Source organism: Erwinia pyrifoliae DSM 12163, assembly GCF_000026985.1.
In the GTDB taxonomy this organism is placed as follows: domain Bacteria; phylum Pseudomonadota; class Gammaproteobacteria; order Enterobacterales; family Enterobacteriaceae; genus Erwinia; species Erwinia pyrifoliae.
In genome coordinates this window covers 1,100,248-1,115,545 of record NC_017390.1, presented here as the reverse complement: position 1 = coordinate 1,115,545, position 15,298 = coordinate 1,100,248, and the positions used below count along the sequence as shown (strand labels likewise).

Genomic DNA, 15,298 nt, shown 5'->3' with positions numbered 1-15,298 from the left:
TCCCGTGCCGACGTCTTTGCCTGCAAGGGAAAACCGGCCCGTTGACTGCCATGCAACGTTGTTCAGGCAGATGCAGTCAACTGCTGAGGGTACGAACTGACGTACTCATGGTTGTTGACCTGCGTTTTCTTCAGCGCCCGTGAAGGCGGGCTGCACAGGCTGCAGGTAAACGGATTCTTGATAAATTCCGTCGCCACCACAAAGCCCCCTTTGCATACAGCACAAGACTTCTGCGAAATAATTCCGCAGCCGACAAACCGTAATAGCGTCCACGCACGCGTTAATCCCAATACGGGTTTTTCTGACGAGCGCGGATAACACTGTTCAAGATAAAGCCGGTAGGCTTTCATCAGGGTTTTAATCGGCCGCCCTTTTTCAGCTTTCTGCAAATAGAGATAAATATTATAAAACATTGAAGAATGAATATTTTGTTCCCAAGACATAAACCAGTCTTCGGAAAAAGGCAGCATGCCTTTAGGCGGCGGGCAGCCGCGTAATTCTTTATATAAACGCAGCAGACGCCGACGACTGATTGACGTTTCCGATTCAAGAACCTGCATCCTTGCACCGAGGTTAATCAATTCCATAGCAATATTCACTTCGTGAATTTCATTCAGCAGGCTCTTATCACTCATGACTGGCCTCCGGATGAAGTATTTTGCTGACAGCTTAATTTATTAAGCAAATCTGTCGACAAAAGGATCCCGGTATGAATTTGCTGTAAAGCTTCAATTCGTGAATCCTTGGTCAGATTTTCAATAGCAATATCATCATCAACACGCAGACGACAAATCAGCTGATTAGTTGCAGCCAGTTTCATCAGCTGAGGTAATGAAAGTGCTTTCAGGTTATCAATCGTCGCCTCAGACAATCCAAGGCGAAAGCCAGCAGCAAATTTATCTTTACGAATTAATTGTTGTGAAAGCAGTAAATATGACAAATTAATATCATGAATACTCTGCAGGTGCTCATCAAAACTAGGCATTATCTAATTCTCTTAATATCACTCAGTACGAACCGGCCATGTCATTATGTAAAAGATATCCAAAATAAAACCGGCAACCAGATACTGACACAAAGCCTTTTTGCATTGATACTCACGGCGACCAACCTTGCAATGGGTTAGGCGCAACAAAATATGAATGTATTGATTTCCCTGTCGACTGCGGCTGCATCAAAATCGAGGAAGCATCCTAACCATACCGGTTTTCAATCACAATACATCCAAAAGCACCACCTGCCTGAAAGACACATAACTGATTGATTAAAAGAAAAATTAAAACAAATTAAAAGGATTATTTCTTATTAAATCGCAACATAATCATGTTAAAGGTGAACAAAAATGAAAACCCTGCTTTCTATTGAAATCGACACCCTAATTCATTCGACTAATAACAAAAATTCACTCACAACCGTTCAAGGCATCCATTCTGGCCCTGATTCTTTTTATCGCCAGACTGTGTAACTGACTGACCCGCGTCTCTGTCAGGCTGAGAACTGCGCCAATCTCTCTCATATTCAGATCTTGCTGATAGTAAAGTTGCAGGATCCTCTGCTCTCTTTCAGGTATTACACTGATATGTTCTGCAATCTTACCCACCAGGTTTTCCTGCACGGCCTGATGTACAGGATTTAATGCTTCATTCCCTTCATCGATCGTTTCATACGAATCAGCAAACTGTTCTTGCAGTTCATCAAGCGAATAAATCTGGCTGCTATTGGTATCTGCTAGCATCTGCTGCAATTCACCGACAGAAACGCCCATTTCTGTGGCAATATCTGCTTCTGATGCCTCACCGCCTTTATTTTGCTCCAACTGCTGAATAACCGCCGTCACTTCCCTGGCATGTTTCCGTACCCGTCTTGGCACCCAGTCACGCTCACGCAATTCATCCATTAATGCCCAGCGTATACGTTGGGCAAGGAAAGCGCTGAGCGTTACCCCTTTGGTCGGGTCAAAATGATCAATTGCGGACAAAAAACCTAGCGAGCCAGCCTGAATAAGATCATCAAGTTCCACACTGGCCGGCAGACGCTTTTGTAAGCGTAATGCCTCTTGACGGACAATATGGTTATATTTCCCCCATAATATCGTCTTATCTTCAATGCCACCCGGGGTATAAATTCCGCTCACGCTAATGCTCTCACCCAATAATATCAACTGAAATTATCCGATGAAACGTGGAATTTAAATAGTGCAAAAAACCTTTATAAAAATGCCTAATCCGCTACTTTGATTACCCGATAAATAGTGCGTTAAATTCACGCCATGAATTACCACCACAAATAATGGCATTACCGGGAGTTAAAAGGTTTCCCATTGGTCGTTATCCACATGCATCGCTGCGGTTTTATAATCATTGACCTGCCCAGCTCGGGTTAATTCTACCGGGGTACTGTCACGGTTTTCATTAAGCACAAACTGCGCCACCAGGTTCTCAAGGGCATCAGACTGCATCTCCAGCTCGCCGGCAGCCATCGCAGCTTCTTCAACCATCGCAGCATTTTGCTGTGTCACTAAATCCATCTCGTTAACCGCTTGGGATATCTGGTTAATCCCCGCGCTCTGTTCGTCAGAGGCTGAAGTGATTTCTCCCATAATCTCAGTAACCTGAGTAACGGAAGAGACAATTTCCTGCATCACGCCGCTGGCCTGTACCACCTGACGCGAGCCGGCATCCACCGTAGATACACAGGTGTTGATCAGATGATTGATCTCTTTCGCCGCCTCGGCGCTGCGTTTTGCCAGGTTACGCACCTCTTCGGCTACCACGGCAAAACCGCGTCCCTGCTCGCCGGCACGGGCAGCCTCTACCGCAGCATTCAGTGCCAGAATATTGGTCTGATTAGCAATACTGTCAATCACGCCATTGATATCGGCAATCTGACGTGAGCTGGTGCTGATTTTCTGCATAATTTCCTCAAGATTATGCATTGCATCACCGCCACTACGGGCATTGCCGCTGGCGCTTTCAGCCAGCTGACGTGCGGTATGGGCATTATCGGCATTCTGGCGCACGGTGGTTTTGATTTGTTCCATGCTGGCTGCCGTTTCCTGCAGCGCCGACGCCTGCTGTTCGGTACGCGATGACAGCTCATTGTTACCGGTAGCGATTTCACGGGCATTTTTGTGAATGCCCAGCACGCCTTTGCGAATACCGACAATGGTGCCCGTCAGCGCATTACGCATCTGCTCTAGCGCTCTTAGCATTATGCCAATTTCATTATGGTTACCGGCCAGCACTTTTTTACTTAAATCGCCTGCAGCAATGGTTTGTAGTGAGTTTACGGTCAGTTCCAGGCGTTGTACCAGCGTACGTTTCAGCCAGTAGCGCACGAATATCCACATCATCAGCGCGCCTATCACAACGATAATACTGATAGCGATCATTTTCTTATTATCACTTTCAGCCTCATTAATATAGGCACTACTGACGTGGTTTGAGGCTTCGTTATAGCCTCTTAGCTTTGTGCGCAGCAGGTCACGCATCTCCACTTCACTTTCCAGTGAGCCGGTATAGCGTGCCGGCGTGTTAACAAACTGCTTTTTGTTCACCGCCATCGCATAGAGCCGATTAAACACGGTCAGGATCTCCGCTGCCGCTTTACGCTCCTCCTGGCTGTTAAACGACGAGGCCATGAAATCATCCATGCTCTGACGTGCCTTACCAAGTATGTCATCGGTGGCATGCACCATGTCCTGGGAAAGGGGCTTACCTGACGCAGTTTGCAGCATCTCACTGTTAATATGCGCAATGCCGGCAGTGATATTATAAGCTGCATCACCTACGTGTCGCTCACTGGAGGCGGCGGCAACAATATGGTTAAGGTGCTTGTTGGCCACAAAACCGTTCATCGCGAAGAAGCTGGTGGTCAACAGCAGCGTGATAGCGAACAGGCCAATAATCAGGCTGACCGTGGTGTTAATTTTCAAATTTTTAAACATAGTATCCATTAAGCATGCTGATAACAGGCTTTTGTCCGCTGTCAGCATGCTGCCTCATTACCGGGTAAGTGCTACACGGAAGATAAGAATTAAGATCTGAACAGGCTCATCTTTTGCATCGACTGAAATACTTTCATCGAGGCTTCCATAACCACTTCAGCCATTTTTGTTTGCTGAATTAAGTTAATCTGCGTACTGGTGTCTGCTCCTAGCACGCTCTGCAGTTTGCCGACGATGGAGTTGAAATCGTTATCAGCCTGAATATCCAGCGCGTCAAGCTGTTGCAATTGAGTCCCCAGATCGGCCTGCACCTTGCCCAGACGGTCAATACCGGCATCTACCGCTTTGCTCGCCGCACCCAGAGCTAATTTAAGCTGTTCTTCATCAAGCGGCGATTTGGTCAGCTCGCTGGCCGCACTCTGCAGGTTCTTGAACAGGTCGCTGCTGGTTCCACTCATAAAAATATCGCTACCGAGATGGCTGATTTGCATATCGCTACCATCGGCTACCGTCTGATGAATAGCGGTATCCCCGCCCTGATAGTTACCCTGCTCATCGAACGCGGCAGTACCGGTTTTAAATCCGGAGAAGACATAGCGACCACTGCCGTCGCGGGTATTGGCCAGGTCCAGCAGATTTTTACTGATACCTTCAATTTCCTGCCCCAGCACGGCTCGGTCTTCTTCCGACAGGGTACCGTTCATCGCGGCAACCAGCTTCTCGCTGAGGTTTTTGGTCAGCAATTTTCCAACGGAACTCAGGGTAGAATCCTCCTGCTCCATGCCGCTGCGCGCCCCGGAGCGGGCATCTTTATACAGCTCCATTTTTGCCAGCGCATTCTGCAGAATAACGGCATCTGCTGCACCGCCGGGATTGTCGGACGCGGCCAACAGGGTTTTGCCCGCGCTGATACGGCTGAACAAGCCGTGGTTTTGAGTCATCTGTGCAGACATGCTCTCCATGTTCTGCTTATACATATATTGCGTACTTAGGCGCATCATTCTTCCTCTTTCGCGGGGCAATTACTTAATGGCTAACAGCGTGTCCAGCATCGTGGTGGCCGTTTGCAGAACCTGCGCATTCGCCTGGTAATACTTTTCAAACATACTCAGGGTCACATACTCATCTTCCAGGTTAACGCCAACCACCGACTGCCACTTGGTGGTCAGCTCGTTCAACACGCTACCTGCCGTCGCATAATCGGCTTTTAACGCACTGGTTGATGAACCCAGCCCACTGACCAGGCTGGCATAGGACTCGGTCAACGTTGCTTTACCGATCAGCTTTTCATCCTGAATCCCCAGCAGTTTTGCCAGGTTTTTGTTATTCGAGACTTCCTCTGGATCGCTGGAATCGGAGGCGGCGATCGCCTCGCCGTTGTCAACAGCCACGCTGACATTTTCCGCCACGCCTGCCGCCGGGTTCAGCATAAAGCTGTCGCCTTCCTCTGCCGTGCCACTGACGCCGAGGCTGACACCATCAAATTCCAGTTCGCCGGCGGCGTTAACCGTATGCGGCACCACGCGACCATCTGCCCCTTTGACTTCCCAGTCACCGTTGGTGAAGGTGATGGTGTAGTCCTCCGCTTTCACGTCGGTGTAAGGTGCGGTTAATCTTGCATCAATGCTGGCATCGCCGCCGTTATTGCGGTTGGCCAGCGCTTCAGGGGTGGGAACGTTAAACAGATCGCCGCCCGGGTTGCCGTTCTGGTCATAACCCTGGCCGTTGACTTCATTAAAGCGCCCCGCCATCTTCAGCGCCATCTGGTTCAGCTCATTGCGCGCCTTGCTCAAATCTTCGTTGCGGAAGGTAAACAGGCCGCCCAGCGCGCCGCCGGTCATGCGCTCTTCGTCAAGCCGGGTGGCATTACCGCTGGCATCGATGTAGGAAACGACGGTTTTATTGGGATTCTCCGCGCTGGCCTCTGCCTTCAGCTGATAGACCCGTGTGCCAGAAACCAGCGGGCGGCCGTCGGCCAGCGTCACGTCCATCCGCCCGGTGAGCTTGTCTTCATTGACCTTGATGCCAGTCTGCATACTCAGGTCTTCCAGCAGGCCGTCGCGCGCGTCCAGCAGATCGGCCGGTGGCGTACCGTGCTGCGAGACGATCTTTTCGATATTTTCATTCAGCTTCGCCAGCTGTTGCGTGCAGCTGTTGATATCATCAACGCTTTGCTTAATCTGCGTGTTGGTGCTTTTTTCCAGTCCGGTAAGGCGCTCACTGCTGCTGTTAAACTGATAGGTCAGTGAACCGAGCGTGCTATAAGCCGACTGACGGGCGGCGGGCGCGCTCGGATCCTTTTCCATCTCTTTTAACGCCTCAAAAAAACTTATTCAGCGAAACGGAAGGGTTGGTTTCATCGTTGCCGAGCATATTGTCGATTTCAGCCAGCTGCTCATAACGGGTTTTGTGGCCGGCACAGGCGGTAATTCCGCCGCGCAGCTCATTGTTAATAAAGGCATCATAGCCGCGCTGCACGCCGTTAACCTGCACGCCGAAACCGTAAAAGCCTTTACCCGAAATCATGCCACCGGATTCGCCCAACAGAATATCGCGACGGCTATAGTGCCCGTTCATGGCATTATTAATATTGCTGCCGATAACGCTTAATCCTGCTTGTGAGCTACTGAGGCCACTTCTGGCGATATTAAAAAGGTTCATCGTTTATCCACCTGATTCTGAGTGCACCACCCGGAGGTTAATGCCGGGCGATCTGAATTCCACTGTTCTTAATTACTTCATCGGTCATTAGGAAATTAACTAAAACTTTCTTAAAAAATATCGTTCAGGTCACTTTTATAAGCCTGAATGCCGGTACTGATGCTGCCTTTTACCTGCTGAATAATATTCTTAAGTTTGCTGGCGTAAGCCGGATCGGTGGCGTATCCCCCGGCCTGTAGCGCGTGTGCACCCTGTTCAGCAGAAGTGGATTGTGCTACATGGCGATAGCGTGGATTATTGGTCAGCAACCTGGCGTAATCGGTCAGCGCATCGCTATAGGAGTCATAGACACGGAAGGCCGCCTTCACTTTATGTGGACTACCATCACGGTATTCCGTAGTGGTAATTTCCGTGGTTTTCCCCTGCCAGTCAGCGCTGGCTTTAATACCAAACAGGTTGTGGCTTGGTTTGCCGTCGCTGGCCGCGATCTCGCGTTTCCCCCAGCCAGACTCCAGCGCTGCCTGTGCCAGGATCAGATGCGGATGAATACCGCTGCTCTGCGCCGCCTGCAATGCGGGCCGCAGCAGACGCTGAATAAACGGCTGCGAGCTGCTGCCCTGTGCACAGGCTAAGTGGGTCGGTGATGATGTCGACATAGCCACAGGCGATGACGGGGGTACCGCCGCCGTTTTCGCCGAAGGAGGACGTAAACCATCGGGTAACGACGACCAGGATGCAGCGGCAGGTGCGGCAATGTTCGCGGTTGGCGATGCGCTTTCCCCGCCCATCTGACGCACGATCATCCCGGCAAAACCGAGCTGGCTTTTTTGGGCAATATCCTGAGCCAGCTGCTGATCGTGCATCGAGGTGTACATATCCGTTGCCGGGCTGTGCAGCGCGTCGTCTTTGATACTGGCGTCACGCATACTTTTCAGCATCATCTGCACAAACAGCCCTTCCATCTGCTGCGCCGCAGCCTTGAGCGCCTGCGGTGCGTTATTGGTCGCCTTCAGTTTGAGCGCATCAAGCGAACGGAGATCCCATGCGGCAGTGCTGAACGGTGGGTTAGCGCTCATCAGTTAATCTCCAGCTTCGCCCGCAGACAGCCAGCACTTTTCATCGCCTGTAAAATCGACATCAGCTCGTTAGGGGTTGCGCCCAGTCCGTTTAACGCGCGAACCACGTTATTCAGATCCGCACTGCTGTTAACACGCTGCAGCGCGCCGCCGCTATCGCGTACCGAGATTTGTGCCTGCGGCACCACCACGGTTTCACCGCCTGCCAGTGGCGTATCCGGTTGACTGATAAGATTGTTTTGCGCCACCTCAACGGTCAGCCCACCGTGCGCAATGGCGCAGGATTCGAGGGTAACGTGACGGTTCATCACCACCGATCCAGTACGCGAATTGACGATCACTTTGGCATCCTGCACGGCAACATGCAGCGGTATGTCCTGAATATTGGCGAGAAAGCGCACGCGTGACGGCCCGTCAGTCGGGCCGAACAGGCGTACGGTGCGCGCATCTTCAGGCACCGCACCGCCGCTAAAGCGGCGGTTAATGGCATCGCTAATCTGCTGGGCCAGCGAAAAATCGGTCTCGTTGAGCTGCAGGCGCAACGCCGTTTGCTTAGCAAAATCGTTAGGCACTTCCCGTTCGACGGTTGCCCCACCGCTAATGCGCCCGCCATTAAGCTGATTAACCTGAACCCGACTGCCGCCCGCCTGCGCGCCTGCGCCGGAAATCAGGACATTACCTTGTGCCAGGGCGTAAATCTGGGTATCCGCGCCTTTCAATGGCGTCATCAGCAGCGTACCGCCGCGCAGACTTTTAGCGTTACCGAGCGAAGAGACGACAATATCAATGCGGTCACCAGGCCGGGAAAATGCCGGCAGTTCGGCAGTGACCATCACCGCTGCAATATTCTTCAGCTGCATATTGGTTCCGGCCGGTACGGTAATCCCCAGCTGGGAGAGCATGTTGTTCAGGCTCTGTCCGGTGAAGGGAGCCTGCATGGTCTGATCGCCGGTGCCGTCCAGCCCCACCACCAGGCCGTAGCCCATCAGCGTGTTGGCGCGTACACCCTGCACCGAGGTCAGATCGCGTATACGCTCGGCCCGAACCATGTTGGGGAGTGCCACCAGCAGAGAGCACAGCAGCACGCTAACGGACATTAAAAGGGTTTGTTTTTTCATCATCATTTCAGAAAGGTGAGATATTCAATAACACGCGCTGTAACCAGCCCATGTTCTGCGATTCATTGATATAGCCATTGCCGACGTATTCGATGCGCGCATCTGAAACCTGCGTCGAAGACACGGTATTACTGCCGCTGATGGTGCGGGGGTTAACCACCCCGGAGAAGCGGATAAATTCCGTCCCCTGGTTAATGGCGATCTGCTTTTCACCCACTACCTGCAAGTTACCGTTTGGCAGCAGCTGGTTGACGGTGACGGTAATCGTGCCGGTGAACGTGTTACGCGCCGCAGCGCCGCCCTTGCCGGCGAAATCAGATTGACCTTCGGCGTTGAAATCCAGCTTGCCATTGCCAAGCGCACCGCTGACGGATGACGGTACGACTTCAAGCCCCATCCCGGCGGATCCATTACGGTTGGCACTGGCGGACGAACTTTTGCTGGCGCTGACGTTTTCCTGCAGCAGAATGGTCAATGTATCGCCGACGTTACGCGGTCGGCGATCTTCAAACATCGGCTGATAGCCATAGTTCATAGCCTGCCCGCTCTGAAACAGCGAGCCGCTGGCACCGGTCGGAGCCATCTGTAATGGTGTCGCAGAAGTGGGTCCCTGAACCAGCGGTTGCTGCATGATATGCGCACAGCCAGTCAGCAAAAGAGCCGCGCTAATGGCGGCGACGCGGCACCAGCCGTGATGAGAAACAGAACAAGAATTATTCATATCATTTATGACTAAAGGGTCCACAACCCGCCCGGCATCATCCGTCGGCGGGTAAAGGTAAAGATTACAGCTGGGCAAGACGCTGTAACATCTGATCGGAAGCTGAAACCGCTTTACTGTTGATTTCGTAGGCGCGCTGAACCTGGATCATCGTCACCAACTCTTCCGCCACGTTGACGTTAGACGTTTCGATGTACTGGTGTTTAAGGCGACCCGCTCCATCCATTCCGGGAGTGGCTTCATTTGGTGCACCGGATGCCTGAGTCTCTACGTAGAGATTGCCACCCAGGCTTTCGAGGCCGGCATCATTGATAAAGTTCGCCAGCGTCAACTGACCAATCTGCTGCGGGGCTGCCTGCCCGGGCACGGTGGCGGTGACAATACCGTCTTCGCCGACGGTCAACTTCTGCGCATCGGCCGGTACGGTAATATCTGGCTGTACCGGGTTGCCCTCCGCCGTCACCATTTGACCATTTTCATTCAGGCTGAACGATCCATCGCGGGTATAGGCCGTGGTGCCGTCAGGCAGCTGCACCTGAAAGAAGCCCTTACCCTGGATCGCCATATCGTAATCTCTGCCGGTTTGCGTCAGCGATCCCTGGGTGTGCATACGCTGAGTCGCCACCGTGGCAACACCCGTACCTAACTGCATACCGGTCGGCAAGGTCGTCTGTTCTGATGCCTGTGCACCAGGCTGGCGCATGGTCTGATAGAGCAGATCCTGAAATACCGCACGCTGGCGTTTAAAGCCGGTGCTGCCGACGTTGGCCAGGTTGTTGGAAATAACGTCCATATTGGTCTGCTGTGCTTCCAGACCGGTTTTTGCAATCCATAAAGAGCGGATCATCTTATGACTCCCGTACGGGTTTTAGCCCACACTTAATAACTGATTAGCCTGCTTGGCATTTTCATCGGCGGTGCGGATGGTTTTCATGTTCATATCGAAGCTGCGGGCGGTGGCGATCATCTCCGTCATGGCTTTCACCGGACTGACGTTGCTGCCTTCCAGCGTTTCCGGACTCAGGCGCAACCCGGCGTCAACCGGCAGTGAGTCACCCGCTTTCGGATGAAACAGCCCTTCATCGCCGTGCAGTAAATCCTGGATACTGGCGTTGGCCATCTTCAGGCGTCCGACCGGCGTGACGGTGGTCGGGTCGTCGCCGGCACCGAGCGCCGTCAGCGTGCCGTCCGGCGCGATGGTGACCGCCGACTGCGGTGGAACCGTCAATGGTGCGCCGTCGCCCATCAGCGGATAGCCGTTGACGCTGAGCGCCCCGTCACGATCCACCTCGATGGCACCGTTACGGGTATAGCCTTCGGTGCCGTCAGGCATGGCTACGGCGAGCCAGCCGTTCTGCGGCAGCGCAACGTCCAGGCTGCGACCGGTGTGATTAAGCGGGCCCATGCTGCCATCATGGTACGGCGTGCTGTCGACCACCAGCGCGCGCGTGGCGATGGTTTCCCCTTCAACCGGTACCGCGCGGAACGCCGCCATTTGAGCGCGGAAACCGGTGGTTGCGGCGTTGGCCATATTGTTAGACGTTACCGCCTGGCGATTCAGCGCCGCATTCGCGGCGCTCATCGCGGTATAGATAGCGCGATCCATTTATGACCGCCCTTAGCGCAGATTAACCAGGGTCTGCAACATCTCAGACTGGGTTTTGATAGTCTGCGAGTTCGACTGGTAGTTACGCTGGTAGACAATCATATTGACCATCTCGCTACCCAGATCGACGTTGGAGTTCTCCAGCGCACCGCCGGTCAGGCTACCAAAGCTACCGGTGCCGGCCGTTCCGATGATGGAACCGCCGGACTGCGGAGATTCCACCCAGGTGTTATTGCCGTTCTGCTGCAAACCGCCGGGGTTAGCGAAGTTCGCCAGTACCACCTGAGCGATCAGCTGTTTTTCACCGTTGTCGTAGTTAGCGGTGATTTCACCGTTATCACCGATCTGGAAGTTGACATAGTTACCGGCGGCGTGGCCGTCGGTTTTCACCGGTTCAAACGTCGAGGCATCGGACTCATGCTGCGTGATGCCGGAGAGATCGAGCTGAAGATCCAGCGGGGTCGCACCGTTGAGGCCGGCGCTCTTGACGTTGAGAATGCTGCTGGCCGCATCGTTGGTCAGCTTGCCATTTTCATCAAATTTGATATCCAGTTCGGTGTATTCAGACTTGGGCGGCGTACCGCTGGTCACCGGCGCGCTGGCGTCGTTGGCATAGGCTTTCCATTCACCCGTTGCGGTTTTCACATAATAGATATCGATGGTGTGACGATTGCCGAGGCTGTCGAAGGCTTCAATCTGACTGGATGAGTTAAAGGTTTCGCCATCAGTGTGGTCGAAAGGCGTTTTAGTCACCACTTCGGCGCTGGCCGTCAGGTTGCCATTCAGCTTACCGCTGGTGGAGGCGACCGGCGGCATCCCGGTCTTATCGATCTGGATCGGCGCAACGGCGGCACCCGCCTGAATGGCAGGTGGCGTACCGGTCGCCTGATAGCCGGTCAGGCGCAGGCCGTTAGTCAGGTTAGTGATATAACCGTTAACATCGGTATCGAACTGGCCGTTGCGGCTGTAATAGGCCTGGCCCGCTTCATCCATCAGGCGGAAAAAACCGTTGCCATTAATGCCCATATCCATGTTACGGCCGGTGCCGGTCAGGCCGCCGTCTTTGAAATTCTGGCTACTCCCCGCAACCTGAACGCCCATGCCCTGTGCTCCGGCGAAAATATCCGCAAAACCGATAGATCCGGCTTTAAAACCAAAAGTTTGTGAGTTGGCGATATTGTTACCCACCACGTCCAGCGCGCTGGCTGCGGCGTTCAGTCCGCTAAGGCCTTGTGAAAAGCTCATAATAAATGTCCAGAAAGTAAGGTTTGAAAGAGAGTTACTGAATCACAAAAATGTCATTAATGGCGGTGGTGCCTTTACTGGCAAGGTGCAGCACCGCACGTCCCTGGTCAAACGACACCGACTCAACCTTGTCGAGGACAAGCCCGGTGACCGTTGGCGCTTCTCCCCCGGCATTGCTGGCAGAATAGGTGACGGTATACTCGCTGCCTGCTGGCGGTGACGACGGCTGGAAGTTCTCCAGATCGCTCAGACTGAACTTATTCACCCCGGGCTTAGCATCCTTCAGCTCTGCGGTATAGCTTTCACCGTTATCATTGGTCAGGGTTACCGTGACCGTCTCCGCGTCGCCGCTGAGATTGAAGTTCAGCTCTTTACCGGCATCAGCATATGGCTCTGCGGCATTACCCCAGGTAACTTTGGCATCGCCTGCGATCATCACTTCGCGCCCCACCCAGGAGGTAGCACCCATCTCCTGCATCTGCACCAGCATGCCGCCCACAATGGCAACTGAGTCGTTGAGTTTCTCGACCCCGGCAGCGGTATTAAACTGCGCCAGCTGCGACGTCAGCTGGTTGTTATCCATCGGGTTAGTCGGGTCCTGATTCTGCATTTGGGCAATCAGCAGCGTCATAAAGCTGCCGGAAATATCGGCAGCGCTGCTCCCCATATCAACCTGACCAGGGCCACGGGTATTGTTAACGGGTGAAACTGACATTGATTATCCTTACTGACCCAGTGAAAGGGTCTTTAACATCATGGCTTTGGCGGAGTTCATCACTTCGACATTGGCCTGATAGCTGCGGGAGGCGGAAAGGGTGTTGACCATTTCATCCACTACGTTGACGTTGGGCATGCGCACATAGCCCTGCTGGTCTGCCAGCGGATTACCTGGCTCATATACCAGACGATCCGGGGCGCTGCTTTCCACCACTTCGCCCACCTTAACGCCACCAATCTCGTTGCCAGCGGCGGCATCGACTTCAAATGTCACCTGACGGGCGCGATAAGGCTGCCCATCCGGACCGACAACGCTGTCAGCGTTGGCCATATTACTGGCGCTGACGTTGAGTCGTTTTGACTGCGCCGCCATCGCCGAGCCTGAAATATCAAAAACGCTAAATAACGACATGGTTACGATGCTCCTTAAGCCAGCACGCTCATCATTTTCTTAATATCAGCACCGAGGAATGTCAGGCCAGACTGATATTTCACGTTGGTATCGGCCATGCCAATACGCTCACGATCCATATCCACGGTATTACCGTCCGCACTCGGCTGATCCGGCGTGCGATACAGCAAATTCGCGTCATCAAACAGCCTGCCTTTTCCCTCAATATGTTTTTCTGCGGTTAAAGACAGTGACACGGGCGATTTAGCCATCGACTGATTCGCCAGGGTATTTTTAAGCTGCTGAGAAAAATCAATATCCCGTGCCATGTAGCCTGGGGTATCCGCATTTGCAATGTTAGATGCCAGCACTTCCTGCCGACGCGAGAGTAAACTCAACGCCTCCTGCTGAAAGAGAAACGCATCATCAAGTTTATTAATCATGAATATCTGTTCTCGCGCCTGTAAATTAACCGTCACATTTTAGCCAGCAGGGGGAAAATATTACACCGCAAGGAAATAACACAAACAGGCGTATTTAAGGGAATAAGAACACAGTTAGATAAAATAGAGAATTTAGCTTTTAAATTAGCTGCAAAAGCGCTGGCATTTAGTGCAATAACATCTTCTCATACCAGGTTATAATTTATACCGTCAGCGACAGGAATCAGATCGCTTATTCGTAGTTATCCGCAAGCTATTAACAGATGTAAGGCACGCTTAAATATGTTTTCTCGTTATCGTTATCTGATCCTGGCGCTGTGCTGGAGTTCGACGCTGTATGCCACTCCACATACCTCCTCCGGCATTGAGCAACGTCTGTCGGTAAGAATCGATGAGCTATTGAAGAAAAGACAGGGAGAGGAGCATGACGGTAACGTGGTTCAGCTGGCGAAACTGCTGACGCCCGCCCGCCAGCTGGCGGCGATCTGCCCCGATCCGGTGCTGTCACTGGCCGGTAATGATACCAGGCTGACCGGCAAACGCAGCGTGATCGCCCAGTGCGGCGCACGCCGCCACTATTTACAGATTCAGATCAGCGCACACGGCAGCTGGTGGGTGGCAAAGAAAAATCTGCCGGTGGGCAGCGTCATCCGCGCCGAGGATATTGAATCCCATACCGGTAGCTTGGATCATCAGCCAGCCGGCATCCTGTTTGACATCAACCAGATCGTTGGTCAAACCACCACGCGCGCGCTCAATGTCGGTAGCCCGATTGTGCAAAATCAGCTGCGCCAACAGTGGCTGCTGCATGCCGGGCAAATGGTGGATATTATCACCCAGGGCGACGGCTTTCGTATTCGCAGCCAGGGTAAGGCGCTCGCCAACGCGTCAGTTGACGATATGCTGAAAGTGCAGACGCGAACCGGGCGCACCATCAGTGGTAAAGTGGCCCATGACGGCCAGGTTGAGATTTTACTGCAACAATAATTTTAGTTTTTTCCTCGCACGCCGATGAGAAAAGTATACACAGAATAAATAAAGACTATTTGGCGAGGATAAAATGAGTATTGACCGTACCACACCGGCCGCCGCCGCTAATGCTATTGCTGCCGTCCGTGATATGCGCGGCCGTCAGCTGAATCAGGACGCCGGCAACCCCGTAGCCCACAACACTTCCGGGGATGACAAAACCCAGGTGAGATTAAGCAGCCTGGTACAACAGATGAAAAACGACAGCAGCAACGATATAGATGAACAACGTGTTGCTGAAATTCGTGCCGCATTAGATGCCGGTGAACTGCCGTTGGATCCGCAAAAAATCGCTCGTGCGCTGGTGATGGATATTTTTCAATTTAATTAATGAATGAGTTGAGT

General features: G+C 52.7%; 16 protein-coding genes and 1 pseudogene. 2 read left to right on the top strand and 15 right to left on the bottom strand.

Features of this window, described 5'->3' with window-relative positions; all coding sequences use genetic code 11:
- Nucleotides 1-62: 62 nt before the first annotated feature.
- From flhC to flgB, 15 genes and pseudogenes are all read right to left on the bottom strand, one after another.
- Nucleotides 63-635 (bottom strand): flagellar transcriptional regulator FlhC, encoded by a 573-nt coding sequence (gene flhC, locus EPYR_RS04990; RefSeq protein ID WP_012667325.1) that lies wholly within the window; start codon nt 633-635, stop codon nt 63-65.
- Nucleotides 632-985, bottom strand: coding sequence for a flagellar transcriptional regulator FlhD (gene flhD / locus EPYR_RS04985; RefSeq protein WP_012667324.1), 354 nt, complete (start codon nt 983-985; stop codon nt 632-634). Before flhD ends, flhC begins: the two co-directional genes overlap by 4 nt.
- A 417-nt stretch (nt 986-1,402) precedes the next feature.
- Nucleotides 1,403-2,134: an RNA polymerase sigma factor FliA gene (locus EPYR_RS04980; protein WP_012667323.1), complete on the bottom strand. Its 732-nt coding sequence runs from the start codon at nt 2,132-2,134 to the stop codon at nt 1,403-1,405.
- Nucleotides 2,135-2,305: 171 nt separating this feature from the next.
- The gene (locus EPYR_RS04975) at nt 2,306-3,946 is read right to left on the bottom strand and encodes a methyl-accepting chemotaxis protein (protein WP_012667322.1); all 1,641 of its coding nucleotides are present in this window, start codon (nt 3,944-3,946) and stop codon (nt 2,306-2,308) included.
- 89 nt (nt 3,947-4,035) lie between these two features.
- Nucleotides 4,036-4,944 (bottom strand): flagellar hook-associated protein FlgL, encoded by a 909-nt coding sequence (gene flgL / locus EPYR_RS04970; RefSeq protein WP_012667321.1) that lies wholly within the window; start codon nt 4,942-4,944, stop codon nt 4,036-4,038.
- A gap of 24 nt (nt 4,945-4,968) precedes the next feature.
- A pseudogene (gene flgK / locus EPYR_RS04965) lies at nt 4,969-6,607 on the bottom strand (flagellar hook-associated protein FlgK).
- A gap of 110 nt (nt 6,608-6,717) precedes the next feature.
- A complete protein-coding gene (flgJ, locus tag EPYR_RS04960) occupies nt 6,718-7,683 on the bottom strand; it encodes a flagellar assembly peptidoglycan hydrolase FlgJ (protein WP_012667319.1) in 966 nt (321 codons plus the stop codon).
- Nucleotides 7,683-8,807: a flagellar basal body P-ring protein FlgI gene (locus EPYR_RS04955; RefSeq protein ID WP_014538646.1), complete on the bottom strand. Its 1,125-nt coding sequence runs from the start codon at nt 8,805-8,807 to the stop codon at nt 7,683-7,685. Before EPYR_RS04955 ends, flgJ begins: the two co-directional genes overlap by 1 nt.
- A 1-nt stretch (nt 8,808) precedes the next feature.
- Nucleotides 8,809-9,522 (bottom strand): flagellar basal body L-ring protein FlgH, encoded by a 714-nt coding sequence (locus tag EPYR_RS04950; protein ID WP_014538645.1) that lies wholly within the window; start codon nt 9,520-9,522, stop codon nt 8,809-8,811.
- A gap of 64 nt (nt 9,523-9,586) precedes the next feature.
- A complete protein-coding gene (flgG, locus tag EPYR_RS04945) occupies nt 9,587-10,369 on the bottom strand; it encodes a flagellar basal-body rod protein FlgG (RefSeq protein WP_012667316.1) in 783 nt (260 codons plus the stop codon).
- Nucleotides 10,370-10,390: 21 nt separating this feature from the next.
- Entirely contained in the window at nt 10,391-11,128 is a 738-nt protein-coding gene (locus tag EPYR_RS04940) for a flagellar basal body rod protein FlgF (protein WP_012667315.1), read from the bottom strand.
- A gap of 12 nt (nt 11,129-11,140) precedes the next feature.
- Nucleotides 11,141-12,373 (bottom strand): flagellar hook protein FlgE, encoded by a 1,233-nt coding sequence (gene flgE, locus EPYR_RS04935; RefSeq protein ID WP_012667314.1) that lies wholly within the window; start codon nt 12,371-12,373, stop codon nt 11,141-11,143.
- Between the two features lie 34 nt (nt 12,374-12,407).
- Nucleotides 12,408-13,088: a flagellar hook assembly protein FlgD gene (locus EPYR_RS04930; protein WP_012667313.1), complete on the bottom strand. Its 681-nt coding sequence runs from the start codon at nt 13,086-13,088 to the stop codon at nt 12,408-12,410.
- Between the two features lie 9 nt (nt 13,089-13,097).
- Entirely contained in the window at nt 13,098-13,502 is a 405-nt protein-coding gene (gene flgC / locus EPYR_RS04925) for a flagellar basal body rod protein FlgC (protein ID WP_012667312.1), read from the bottom strand.
- Nucleotides 13,503-13,516: 14 nt separating this feature from the next.
- Complete coding sequence (gene flgB, locus EPYR_RS04920; protein WP_012667311.1) at nt 13,517-13,924, bottom strand: flagellar basal body rod protein FlgB; 408 nt, start codon at nt 13,922-13,924, stop codon at nt 13,517-13,519.
- Nucleotides 13,925-14,206: 282 nt separating this feature from the next.
- Between flgB and flgA the strand changes: the two genes are divergently transcribed.
- On the top strand, nt 14,207-14,911 hold the full coding sequence (gene flgA, locus EPYR_RS04915; protein ID WP_012667310.1) for a flagellar basal body P-ring formation chaperone FlgA: 705 nt from the start codon (nt 14,207-14,209) through the stop codon (nt 14,909-14,911).
- Between the two features lie 73 nt (nt 14,912-14,984).
- Entirely contained in the window at nt 14,985-15,284 is a 300-nt protein-coding gene (gene flgM / locus EPYR_RS04910) for a flagellar biosynthesis anti-sigma factor FlgM (protein ID WP_012667309.1), read from the top strand.
- Nucleotides 15,285-15,298: the final 14 nt, after the last annotated feature.